Source organism: Stenotrophomonas sp. PS02298, assembly GCF_029959445.1.
GTDB lineage: Bacteria > Pseudomonadota > Gammaproteobacteria > Xanthomonadales > Xanthomonadaceae > Stenotrophomonas.
In genome coordinates this window covers 49,879-61,885 of record NZ_JASCOR010000006.1, presented here as the reverse complement: position 1 = coordinate 61,885, position 12,007 = coordinate 49,879, and the positions used below count along the sequence as shown (strand labels likewise).

12 protein-coding genes are annotated in these 12,007 nt (G+C 63.9%); 3 read left to right on the top strand and 9 right to left on the bottom strand.

All coding sequences use genetic code 11. The annotated features are described in order from the left end of the window. The first annotated feature begins 222 nt into the window (after positions 1 to 222). From QMX78_RS02195 to QMX78_RS02185, 3 genes are all read left to right on the top strand, one after another. Positions 223 to 987: an NAD kinase gene (locus QMX78_RS02195; protein WP_282266119.1), complete on the top strand. Its 765-nt coding sequence runs from the start codon at positions 223 to 225 to the stop codon at positions 985 to 987. A 76-nt stretch (positions 988 to 1,063) separates the two neighbouring features. Then, positions 1,064 to 2,008, top strand: coding sequence for a 5'-nucleotidase (locus QMX78_RS02190; protein ID WP_282266118.1), 945 nt, complete (start codon positions 1,064 to 1,066; stop codon positions 2,006 to 2,008). A 445-nt stretch (positions 2,009 to 2,453) separates the two neighbouring features. Further along, positions 2,454 to 3,827, top strand: a complete 1,374-nt coding sequence (locus QMX78_RS02185) for an NAD(P)/FAD-dependent oxidoreductase (protein ID WP_282266116.1) — start codon at positions 2,454 to 2,456, stop codon at positions 3,825 to 3,827. Positions 3,828 to 3,842: 15 nt separating this feature from the next. On the opposite strand, the gene QMX78_RS02180 is transcribed toward QMX78_RS02185, so the two are convergent. From QMX78_RS02180 to QMX78_RS02140, 9 genes are all read right to left on the bottom strand, one after another. Beyond that, positions 3,843 to 4,397 (bottom strand): DUF2939 domain-containing protein, encoded by a 555-nt coding sequence (locus tag QMX78_RS02180; RefSeq protein ID WP_282266115.1) that lies wholly within the window; start codon positions 4,395 to 4,397, stop codon positions 3,843 to 3,845. A 19-nt stretch (positions 4,398 to 4,416) separates the two neighbouring features. Further along, positions 4,417 to 4,890, bottom strand: a complete 474-nt coding sequence (locus QMX78_RS02175) for a hypothetical protein (RefSeq protein ID WP_282266114.1) — start codon at positions 4,888 to 4,890, stop codon at positions 4,417 to 4,419. 71 nt (positions 4,891 to 4,961) lie between these two features. Then, positions 4,962 to 5,648, bottom strand: coding sequence for a DUF2461 domain-containing protein (locus tag QMX78_RS02170; RefSeq protein ID WP_282266112.1), 687 nt, complete (start codon positions 5,646 to 5,648; stop codon positions 4,962 to 4,964). Continuing rightward, a complete protein-coding gene (sbcB, locus tag QMX78_RS02165; RefSeq protein ID WP_282266107.1) occupies positions 5,645 to 7,084 on the bottom strand; it encodes an exodeoxyribonuclease I in 1,440 nt (479 codons plus the stop codon). The genes QMX78_RS02170 and sbcB overlap by 4 nt, the downstream gene beginning before the upstream one ends. Then, entirely contained in the window at positions 7,084 to 8,454 is a 1,371-nt protein-coding gene (locus tag QMX78_RS02160; protein ID WP_282266105.1) for an NAD(P)/FAD-dependent oxidoreductase, read from the bottom strand. Before QMX78_RS02160 ends, sbcB begins: the two co-directional genes overlap by 1 nt. 18 nt (positions 8,455 to 8,472) lie before the next feature. Beyond that, positions 8,473 to 9,747 (bottom strand): kynureninase, encoded by a 1,275-nt coding sequence (gene kynU, locus QMX78_RS02155; protein WP_282266103.1) that lies wholly within the window; start codon positions 9,745 to 9,747, stop codon positions 8,473 to 8,475. Positions 9,748 to 9,797: 50 nt separating this feature from the next. After that, positions 9,798 to 10,325 (bottom strand): 3-hydroxyanthranilate 3,4-dioxygenase, encoded by a 528-nt coding sequence (locus QMX78_RS02150; protein WP_282266101.1) that lies wholly within the window; start codon positions 10,323 to 10,325, stop codon positions 9,798 to 9,800. A gap of 291 nt (positions 10,326 to 10,616) precedes the next feature. Continuing rightward, a complete protein-coding gene (can, locus tag QMX78_RS02145) occupies positions 10,617 to 11,279 on the bottom strand; it encodes a carbonate dehydratase (protein ID WP_282266099.1) in 663 nt (220 codons plus the stop codon). Between the two features lie 81 nt (positions 11,280 to 11,360). Then, a complete protein-coding gene (locus tag QMX78_RS02140; RefSeq protein WP_282266097.1) occupies positions 11,361 to 12,005 on the bottom strand; it encodes an FMN-binding negative transcriptional regulator in 645 nt (214 codons plus the stop codon). Between the last annotated feature and the right edge of the window lie 2 nt (positions 12,006 to 12,007).

Genomic DNA, 12,007 nt, shown 5'->3' with positions numbered 1-12,007 from the left:
CCCTCACCCCACCCCCTCTCCCGCGCGCGGGAGAGGGGCTAGCGATCTGCGAGCGCGAGCACCGCCTGCAATTGCAGCTTCAGCCCCTCTCCCGCTTGCGGGAGAGGGGTTGGGGTGAGGGCGGCTTCGCACTACTGCTCTAGCTTTTGCCCCCAACGAAAGCACCAGTCAGCACACCAGCAGGTTATCCTCGCCCTCCAAGCCGAACGAAAAGACGCGCACGTGTCCCCCCGAATCGCATTCCTCGCCAGCACCGTCGAGACTGCCCAGCAGGCCCGTGTCAGCCTGGCTGCCCGCTACGGCGATCACAACCCGGAAGACGCGGACGTGATCTGCCCGCTGGGTGGCGACGGCTTCATGCTGCAGACCCTGCATCGCCATGGCGGCAAGGGTAAGCCTGTGTTTGGCATGAAGCTGGGCACCGTCGGCTTCCTGATGAACCACCATCGCGAAGACGATCTGATCCAGCGCCTGGCCTTGGCCGAGCCGGCCCACCTGCGTCCGCTGGAAATGATTGCGTTGACCGAATCCGGAACCACCACCGGCTCTTTGGCTTACAACGACGTCTCAATGCTGCGCCAGACCCGCCAGGCCGCGCATATCGGCATCGATCTCAACGGCCAGCAGCGGGTGGAAGAGCTGATCTGCGACGGCGTGCTGGTGTCCACGCCGGCCGGCAGCACTGCTTACAACTACTCGGCGCATGGCCCGATCCTGCCGCTGGGTTCGAACACCATCGCCTTGACCCCGTTGGCCCCGTATCGGCCGCGCCGTTGGCGTGGCGCCATCCTCAAGGCCGAGACCGAAGTGCGTTTCCGCGTGCTCGACCCCTACAAACGCCCGGTCAGCGTCACCGCCGATTCGCATGAAACCCGCGATGTGGTGGAAGTGACCATCCGTGAATCGCGCGAGCGCCAGGTGACCTTGCTGTTCGACCCCGAGCACAACCTCGAAGAGCGCATCCTGAGCGAGCAGTTCATGGTCTGAGGGACGGAATCGCAGCAGCGGGGCCGCTTCCGGGTAGACTGGGTCCCGTTCCTTGATCGTATTGGGTTCATCGTCCATGGGTGACAACACTCCCCGGCTTCTCACCGTTGCGGTTACTTCGCGCGCACTGTTCGATCTCGAAGAAGGCCACGCCCTGTTCGAACGCGAAGGTCTGGAGGCCTATGCCGCCTACCAGCGCGCGCACGAGGATGATGTGCTCAAGCCCGGCGTTGCCTTCCCGGTGGTGCGCAAGCTGTTGGCGCTCAATGATGGTGCGCCGGTGGAGACGCCGCGCGTGGAGGTGATCCTGCTGTCGCGCAATTCCGCCGATACCGGCCTGCGTATCTTCAACTCCATCCAGCACTACAAGCTGGATATCGTGCGAGCCACCTTCACCGCCGGTGAGCCGACATGGCCTTACGTCAAGCCGTTCGGCACCGATCTGTTCCTGTCGGCCAACCCGGACTCGGTGCGACGCGCACTGGTCAATGGTATTGCCGCGGCGACGATCCTGCCGCAGAGCGCCCAGGACGTCGCTGCTGCTTCGGCTGCCGCGACCGATACCGGTCGCTCCAAAACCCAGCTGCGCATCGCCTTCGATGGTGATGCGGTTATCTTCGGCGACGAAAGCGAACGCATCTCGCGCGAGCAGGGCGTGGAAGCATTCGGTCGCCATGAGCGCGAGCGCGCGCATGAGCCGCTCAGCGGTGGCCCCTTCCGCAACTTCCTGTCCGCATTGCATGCCTTGCAGGCGGCGTTCCCGGCTGGTGAAGCCGCACCAATCCGCACCGCGCTGGTAACCGCACGTTCGGCACCTGCGCATGAGCGTGTGATCCGCACCCTGCGCGAGTGGGGCGTGCGCCTGGATGAAGCGCTGTTCCTCGGCGGCCGCCACAAGGGCCCGTTCCTTGAAGCCTTCGGAGCCGACATCTTCTTCGACGATTCCCAGCACAATATCGATAGTGCACGTCAGCACGTGGCTGCTGGCCACGTGCCGCATGGTGTGGCCAATCCGGATTGAACCGGTTGTTTGTAGGAGCGGCGTGAGCCGCGAAGCTTGTTACAAGACCGAATGCATGCGGCCTGCAATGGCAGCCAATGCCGCTTCGGCAACATTTGTAGCTTCGCGGCTTACGCCGCTCCTACAAATGCGTCACATGCTAGGATGAAGTCGCTTTCGCGGGTTCCAAGCTGAACCAGCGGTAATCCTGCCGCGTCCTGATCTGCACGAATGCAGCAGATCCCTCCCGCACAGCACCCACCCGGTGATCCAGGGGCGGGGCCTGTCCCCGACCGGTAGCGTCAACGTACCTGCCATTCCCTTTCGCGCTGCCTTGCGTGGCGGCCGGGTGTTTCGCGCGCCGCGCGGGACTGGACGCATTGTCTCTCCTGCACGGCGCATAACGCGCCCTTGCGCAGTGCCGTCGCGTTTACGCGGCTGCAGCTACACAGGAGAAACAACCCGAATGACCATGCGTATCGCCATTCTTGGAGCCGGCCCGAGCGGCCTGGCGCAACTTCGTGCCTTTGAATCCGCCCGTCGAGGTGGGGCTGAAGTGCCAGAGATCGTCTGCTTTGAAAAGCAATCCGATCTCGGCGGGATGTGGAACTACACATGGCGTACCGGGCTGGATGCTTATGGCGAACCCGTACATGGCAGCATGTACCGCTACCTCTGGTCGAACGGCCCGAAGGAAGCGCTGGAGTTTGCCGACTATAGTTTTGAAGAGCATTTTGGCCGCCCGATCGCCTCCTATCCGCCACGCGCCGTGCTGCGCGACTACATCATGGGCCGCATCGAAAAGAGCGGCGTGCGTGATCAGATCCGCTTCAACATGGCGGTGCAATGGGTCGACTACTCGGAAGAAAGCGAGCGCTTCACCGTCACCGTTCGCGATCTGAAGAAAGACGAACTGCTGACCGAGGAATTCGATCGAGTGATCGTTGCCACCGGGCATTTCTCCACCCCGAATGCGCCGTTCTTCGAGGGCGTGGATCGCTTCCCCGGGCGCGTGTTGCATGCGCATGATTTCCGCGATGCCTGCGAATTTTCTGGCAAGGACCTGCTGCTGGTAGGGAGCAGCTATTCGGCCGAGGATATCGGCACCCAGTGCTACAAATACGGCGCCAAGTCGGTGACCTTCAGCTATCGCAGCGCGGCAACCGGGTACGACTGGCCGGCTGCCTTTGAAGAAAAGCCCCTGCTGCAGCGTGTTGAAGGCAACACCGCGCACTTCATCGATGGCAGCAGCAAGGACGTGGATGCCATCGTGCTGTGCACCGGCTACCAGCACCATTTCCCGTTCCTGCCCGATGCACTGACCCTGCGCACGCGCAATCGCCTGTATCCCGGTGATCTGTACAAGGGCGTGTTCTGGATCGACAACCCCAGGCTGATCTATCTGGGCATGCAGGACCAGTACTACACCTTCAACATGTTCGATGCGCAGGCTTGGTATGCGCGCGATGTCATCCTTGGCAGGATCACGCTGCCGGCGAGCGATGCAATGCGTGCAGACAGCGACGCCTGGCTGGCGCGTGAGGAGGCGACGACTTCGGCGGCGCAGGACATCGACTTCCAGACCGAATACGTGCGGGATCTGCTTGACGCCACTGACTACCCGGACTTCAACGTCGAGGCCGTGGCCACGCTGTTCAAACAGTGGAAGCACGACAAGAAGGACGACATCCTCGGCTATCGCAACTACAGCTACCGCTCGGTATTGACCGGTACGTTGGCGCCGCTGCATCACACCCCGTGGATGCAGGCGATGGATGATTCGCTGGAGGCTTTCCTCGCCGACAGTGTGATCGAGGAGCAGCCGCGCAGGATTGCCTGACGGAGATGGCGCCGGTCAGCCCGGCGCCTGTCCCAGTGGCAACAGGATATTGGTCAGTCGCCAGCGCAGCCCCTGGCGACTGAGTACGAATACGACTTCGCGCCCGTCTTCCAGGTGGGTCGTGGCGGTGTAGCGCGACAGCGATTCGTAATGGCCGGTGGTATTGGCCAGCGGCTTGGCCGGCGAGGGCGGCGCCCAGGTATCGCCGCCGACGGTATCGCCGATGGTCCGCTTCCACAGGCTGTCGCCCTGCAGCAGGGCGGCAATGCCCAGCGGGGTGACGAAGGTGTCGACACCTGCGCCGGTGAGGTTGCCGGCCACGCCCAGCGCGACCTGGCCGAACAGACTCGACTGCATGTCGCTGCCGGCGCGGCGAACGATGTAATCGTTGATCTGCGCCTTGATGTTGACCCGCACCGCGCCGAAGTCGACGTGTCGCGCCAGCTTGCCGGTGTCACGCTGTTCGATGGCCTGGCTGATGCCGCGGATCGCCAGATAGGGGCCGCCGATCACGTAGGCGGCCAGCAGTACGGCGATGGCGATGACGGTGGCGAGTATCCACTTCTTCATTGCGTTGCTGTCCTCGGGATCAGGGATGTGCGGGGATGCTGGCTTCGGCCCAACGGCGCAGCATCACCAGGGTTTCGGCCCAGGCCTGGCTGCAGAAGCCCAGGTACTCGCTGTCGCCGTTCCAGCCCAGGTGATGGAACTCCAGCACGGTCATCGGCTCGCCTTCGTGCGGCAGGCCGCGCCAGGCGCCGGGGCTGGCCCGGCGTGACAGGTCGAAGCGGATTTCGGTACCGGTCCAGGCCGAGGCCGGGCTTTGTGGCGGGTGGCGGCTGATCACTTCCCAGCGGACGCAGCGCTCGGGGATGATCTCCAGCGGCTTCAGCGCGACGACACCATGGCCGGAACCGGGGTTGTGGCTGATCACGGTGTCGCCGTCGATGACGGATTGCTGGTGCGGTATCCACCAGCGGCTCAGGCCCTCGGCGCTGGCCAGGCCGCTGTAGACGTTGGCCAGCGGGGCATCGATCCAGACTTGCAGGTGGATGCTGGTCATGGCGGCTTCCTGTCGAAGGTTGCCGCCAAGCGTGCCGCAAACCAGGTTGGTTTGCGTGAAGCCCGCGCCAATCAGAATTCCAGGTCCAGCGCGGCGCATAGGTAGTCGACAAACGGGCCGAGTGCGGCCAGGTCCTTGGCCAGGGTCTGGCGCAGGCGCGGGCCGGTCATCACCTCGTCGTCCAGCGAACGCCACAGCACCCAGTTGCGGTGCTTGAGGTCGTCGATGAACTCGAAATCGGCCGGGAAGCCGCGCGGCGGCCGCACCAGCTTTTCGCTGCTCTCGAACTCGTAGCGCTTGCGCGTGGCTGGCGCATGCGCGGCGGCCTTCCAGCTGCCCGGGTTGTCGAGGATGAACTGGCGCAGGCGGCGCTGTACGTCCGGCTCGGGGTGCCAGATGCCAGCACCAACAAAGCTCTCGCCCGGTGCCAGGTGGATGTAATACGACGGCGCCGGCACCTGCTTGCGGCGCTCATGGAACAGACGTGCGCCCTGCCAGGTCTTGTACGGCGCCTTGTCGTGGGAGAAGCGCGAATCACGGTAGATGCGGAACAGCGAGCCACCCACAGTGCGCGGATCGGCCTGGAAATGTGTGCTGACTTCGCTCAGGTCTGGCTGCAGGTCGGTGATCAGGCGCAGGAAGGGCTGGCGTACATGGTCCTCGTACTGCTGCTTGTGCTCGGCAAACCAGGTCTTGTCGTTGTGGCGGGCCAGCCCGCGCAGGAACTTGAAGCTGGCGTCGCTGAAATACTGGGTCATGGTGTGTCCTGCAGGCTGTGGCCCCACTGGTCCAGTGCATCAAGCAGGGCCAGCGAAGCCGGGTTGTCCTTGTGTTCCTCGCGCAATTCGGCAATCTGCGCGACGTATTCCGGCAAGGTCTGCTCGGCCATGCCAGGAATGGTGAAACGTTGCTGACGATATGCGTCCCAACGTGAGTGTGCGGTCGCGTCCAGCGTTTGCGGATGGTTGCGGGCACGGTAGCGGAACAGCAGCTCGGGCAGGCGCGGATCGCGGAAGCGCTGTTCCAGCTCGGCCAATGCTTCCGGCGGTGCAGTGCGCACCTTGCTCAGCAAGCCCTTGTCGCCTTCGGCCAGGAAGCCGTCGTACAGCGATGCATCGGCGTCGATCGGACCGTCATTTACGCGTTCACGCGCGAACACTTGGCGGGCCTTCTCGGCCAGTTGCGGGGCGAGTGCGCGCAGTTTCACGGCCTTGGCTTCAATCACCGCAGGATCGATGGCCAGGCGCTCGAAGTCGGCATCGCGCAGATGATTCCAGGCAACCAGCGCAGGTACCTTGTTGAGGTGTACTTCCTTCAGCGGAATGCGTTGCTGGCCCTCGGGCAGGTCGGCCGCGCGGGTATACAGGCGCGCGGTGATTTCCTCGACCGACAGCTCGAGCAGCGGTTCGATATCACCTTCCAGGTCGAACACGATCACCCGGTTGTTGATGTGCGGATGACGGGCCAGCGGCAGCACCGGTGCGGCGCACAGGCGGCTGGCCGGGTAGCGCATGGAGATGTGCAGCACCGGCTCCATCGCCACCACGTCGAGCAGGCTGCCGACGTAGCGCTTGTCGCGCAGGCGCAGTGCGTAGTCCCACATGCGCGGCTGCGCCTCCCGGAAGCGCCGCGCCATGCCGATGGTGGCGTAGACGTCGGACAGCGCCTCGTGGGCGTCGCCTTCGCGCACGTCATTGGCCAGCGCCAGATGTTCGAGCTTGAACGAGGTGGCGCCGTCTTCGCGCTTGGGCCAGTTGATGCCATCCGGGCGCAGTGCGTGCACAAGCCGCAGCATGTCGAGCAGGTCCCAGCGCGAGTTGCCGCTGCGCCACTCGCGCTCATAGGGATCGTGGAAGTTGCGGAACAGGCCGTAACGCACGAACTCATCATCGAACCGCAGCGTGTTGTAGCCAAGCGTGCAGGTCTGCGGCTTGCTCATCAACTCGTTGATGCGGGCGAAGGCCTCGGCCTCGCTGACACCTTCGGCCAACGCATGCTGCGGGGTTATGCCGGTGATAAGCGTGGCAATCGGCGAGGGCAGCAGGTCGTCGGCCGGCTTGACGTAGAAGCTGACCGGCTCGTCGATGACCTTCAGGTTGGCGTCGGTGCGCACTGCGGCGAACTGGGCGATGCGGGTGCGACGCGGGTCCTGGCCAAAGGTTTCCAGATCGTAGAACAGGAAGCTCTCTGCCATCAGTGTGCTCCTTCCAGTACCGACAGACGGTCGTGGACTACCTGCTCCAACGCGGCCCAGTCGATGTTGTCGAGCGAGTCGTGGCCGACGGTGGCGTCGGCCAGGATGGTCTGCTGCAGGCGGGTACGCTCCAAGGCAACCGCATACGGCGTGTGCAGGAAGGTGACCATCGTGTAATGCGGCACGAAACGGGTTGGCCAGCGCGACTGCAGCGCTTGCTCCAGCTCGCGCTGCAGCAGGTAGCTCGGGTCGGCGACGCGGTCGCGCATTTCCAGGTAGTTGTCCAGGGCCATCTGCTGGATGGCGGCGGCATTGGGTTTGCGCTCGGCTTCAAAAGCGGCGAAGGCTTCTTCGGTGCCGGGATGCTCGGCCAGGCAGCGTGCCAGCACCACGCAGTCTTCGAACGCGCAGTTCATGCCCTGGCCGTGGAACGGCACCATTGCATGCGCAGCGTCGCCGATCAGCACCGCCTTGCCGCGCTGATGCCAGCGCTCCAGGTACAGCGTGCCGAGCAGGCCGGGTGGATGCTGTTCCCAGTCGGCGCGCAGGTCCGGTATCAACGGCAGCGCATCAGCGAAGTCGCGCTGGAACAGGGCTTCCGCTTCGGCACCGTTGCGCACCGTTGCGAAGCTGGGCTCGCCCTCATTGGGCAGGAACAGGGTGACGGTGAAGGTGCCTTCGTCATTGGGCAGGGCGATGCACATGTAGTTGCCGCGTGGCCAGATATGCAGGGCATTGGCTTCGATCTGGAAGCTGCCATCGGCTGCTGGCGGGATCTCCAGTTCCTTGTAGGAGTGATCGAGGAACTCGATGCGCTCGCCCAAGGGCAGCTTGCGGTTCATTGCCGCACGCAGCGCCGAACCTGCGCCATCGGCACCGATCAACGGCGTGTTGAAGTGGATGTCGTGCGGCTGGTCGTCGCGGTCATCGATGAAGCGGGCATAGCCGGCATCGAAGTCCACGGTATGCAGGCGACGGTGGAAATGCACGGTTGCACCGGCTTCTTCGGCCAGCTGCAACAGCGTGGTGTTGAGGTCCTTGCGGTGCACAGACCAGATCACCTCGCTGTCATCGCGGCCGTAGCGCTGCAGATCGGGCGTACCTTCGCGCGGATGCACCATGCGTCCGCGCATCATCACCGCCTTGGCCATCACCTCGTCTTCGACGCCAGCCTGACGCAAGGCATTACGGCCGCGTTCGGCCAGCGCCAGGTTGATCGAGCGACCGGACTCGTAGTCGGCGATGCGCGGGTCGCCACGACGTTCGTAGATGGTGATCTTCCAGCCCTGCCGCGACAGCAGGATGGCGAGCAGGGAGCCGGCCAGGCCGGCGCCGATCAGGGTGAGGCTGCGTGGGGTGGGGGTGTTCAAGTCAAAATAATCCGTTGGTCAGACGCCAGCCCAGGTTTCCACTTCATCGACGAAGCGGTAGACATCGCTGTAGCGGTTGTACAAAGGCGTTGGCGAGATGCGGATGACATCGGGCTCGCGCCAGTCGCCGAGCACGCCCACCGATTGCAGGTACTCGAACAGCGAGCGGCCCTGCGCACGACCACCGGCTACCCGCAGCGACAACTGGCAGCCACGACGCTCGGGTTCGGCCGGGGTGATGATCTGCAGCACATGATCCAGGCGCGCACGCACCATGGTTTCCAGGTAGCCGGTGATCTTCAGCGACTTGGTGCGCAGTGCGTCCATACCCGCCTCGTCATACAGCGCCAGCGATGCTCGCAGTGGAGCCAGCCCTAGCACCGGCGGATTGCTCAGTTGCCAGCCTTCGGCGCCCAGCTCGGGCACGAACTCCGGTGCCATCTGGAAGCGGGTGGCCTGTTCGTGCCCCCACCAGCCGGCGAAGCGCGGCAACGAGGTGTCCTTGGCATGGCGTTCGTGCACGAAGGCACCAGCAACCGCACCCGGACCGGCATTCAAGTACTTGTAGTGGCACCACACCGCGAAATCAGGTGCGACGTCGTGCAGGTTCAACGGCACATTGCCGACCGAGTGGGCGAGATCGAAGCCGATGTTAGCGCCGTGCGCACGAGCGAGGCGGGTGATCGTGTCCAGATCGAAGACCTGGCCGGTGCGGTACTGCACGCCCGGCCACAGTACCAGCGCGACGCGCTTGCCGTGCGCGTTGATGGCCTGCTCGATCGCCTGCATCGAGATGGTGCCGTTGGCTTCGTCTGGCTGTACTTCGATCAGATCGGTGGCCGGATTGAAGCCGTGGAAGCGGATCTGTGCCTCGACCGCATGGCGGTCGGTCGGGAAGGCACCAGCTTCCATCAGGATCGCCGGACGTTCGCTGCTCGGCCGATAGAAGCTGACCATCATCAGGTGCAGGTTCACGCTCAGCGTGTTCATCGCCACCACTTCGTGCGGCAGCGCGCCGACCACGCCTGCCAGCGAATCGCGGACCAGGCGGTGATAGCTCAGCCATTGCGTGGGACCGGTGAAGTGGCCTTCGACGGCGATGCGGCCCCATTGATCCATCACTTCCTGCACCATCGCCTGTGCGCCGCGCGGCTGCAGGCCCAGCGAGTTGCCGACGAAATAGGCTTGATCGGTGCCCTGGTGCTGCGGGATCAGGAACTGACTGCGCAGGTGGCGCAGCGGATCGGCAGCATCAAGTGCGGTGGCGTGAGCGGGTGACAGCGTTTCGTTCATCGGTGCGGACACGTCGAGGATGTACCCGCAGTGTAACCGCGCCCGACCACTCAGGCTTCTGGCGTGACCGGTCTGGGCAGTGGATGCACGGCCCCGCATTGGCTGCAGGTACGGTGTTCGATGGATGCATGGAACCGATCGAAGACCTTGGGTAGATCGGTCTCGATGTTCTTCAGGTGGAAGAACTCTTCGTAAATCCTGTGATTGCATTGCTGGCAGAACCACATGAAGCCATCAAGCTCGTGGTCCAGGCGCTTGCGCTCGACCACCAGGCCGATCGAACCGGGCATGCGCTGCGGCGAATGCGGCACGCGTGGCGGCAGCAGGAAGATCTCGCCGGCCCGGATCGGGATGTCGCGCACCGCGCCATCCTCCTGTATCCGCAGCACCATCTCGCCTTCGAGCTGGAAGAACCATTCCGGGCCCTCATCCCAATGGTAGTCGTTGCGGCTGTTGGGGCCGGCAACCACCATGACGATGAAGTCACCGTTCTCGATCATCTTGTTGCCGACCGGCGGCTTCAGGAGATGGCGGTGTTCTTCGATCCAGCCGAGCAGGTTCAGGGGTAGGGGGAGCATGCGGGGCCTGTTTGGTGAGGGGCTGGGGGTGTTCTGGAGGGGGCTGTTGCGGCTTTGGCTTTGCTCTTGCTCCTGCTATTGCTGTTGCTTTGGCTCTAGCTGTTGCTTTGGCTTTGTTTTGGCTTTGCTCTGGCTTCTGCTCTGTCCCTTCTCCCGCACGCGGGAGAAGGTGCCCGAAGGGCGGATGAGGGCAGGGTTTTGACTTGGCTGGGGCGATAGGCCCTCACCCCCAGCCCCTCTCCCGCAAGCGGGAGAGGGGAGGAAGCCTGCTTCGGCAGGGACTTCCTCTGATCAGTGCCTTTTGCCCTTCCGCGGCACAAACGACAATGCCTTCTCGTACGCCGGCTGCAACTCCTCCGGCGAACCCACATCAATGCCCATCTCGCTGACGCGGCCGTCGCGCAGGCTGTAGACCCAGCCGTGCACCATCAGCTTCTGGCCGCGGGCCCAGGCGTCCTGCACGATGGTCGAGCGGCAGGCGTTGACTACCTGCTCGATCACGTTCAACTCGCACAGGCGCGCGTGGCGCAGCTCCGGGTCGTCGATCTGCGACAGGATGTCGTCGTGCTTCTGCGCGACATCACCGACATGGCGCAGCCAGTTGTCGGCCAGGCCGACGCGCACCTTGTTCAAGGCTGCATGCACGCCGCCGCAGCCGTAATGGCCGACGATCAGGATGTGCTTGATCTTGAGCTGGTCCACCGCGTACTGGATCACGCTCAGGCAGTTCAGGTCGGTGTGCACCACCACGTTGGCGATGTTGCGGTGGACGAAGATCTCGCCTGGCGCCATGCCGATGATCTGGTTGGCCGGTACCCGCGAATCGGAACAGCCGATCCACAGGTACTCGGGACTCTGCTGCTTGGAAAGCTGATGGAAGAATTCGGGATCTTCCTTCTCGATCCGGTCCGCCCATTCACGGTTCTTCTGCAGCAGGTTATGGATGTCTTTCATGGTGAAGCTTCCCTTGCGATCTTGAGGGGGAGGGCGCTGCTGCGCGTTTGCACGGCAGCGTCGCGGGAAACGGGGCGCGGTTCAGGCATCAGGCTGGTCGCCGTGTTCATTGCGATACAGCTGCATCCACTGCGCCAGTTCGCGGGCGTCAGGGGTGTCCAGGGCCTGCAAGGCCTCGATCACCGCCAGCTGGTTTGCCTGCGGGTGGTTCTGGCTCAGTTTCAGTTTGATCTGGATCTGCTGCACGTCCAGGCGGAAGCCTACGATGGCGCGCAGCGATGGAGCGTGATCGTCCAGGCTGGCATCAAACTGCCAATCCTGGCCGACGCTGGCCTCGAAGAAGTTGCTGGTGTCCGATAGCAGCTGTGCCAATGCCACCGTGTCATCGAAGCGGTGCAGTTCGCCGATCAGTTCGGCGGCAGCGTAGTTCCAGGTGGGGACGCGCGCCGCGCTTTCCTTGTCCGGGTACCAACTGGCCGAGACATAGCCCTGCGGGCCGTTGACCAATACCTTGGCGCGGCCGAGCTGGCGGGACTGTTTGTTGGCCTTGGCCCAATGGCCGATCAGTTCGACCTTGTGCCCTTCGCGCCGGTACAACACCGGCACGCGGGTCAGTTCGGGCAGGCCGTCGTCGCCGGTGGTCAGCAGGGTCACGAATGGATCGCGCGCCAGCAGGCGGTCCAGCCAGAGCAGCTCGGTCTCGACGAAGGCGCGCTGGGCGAACACGA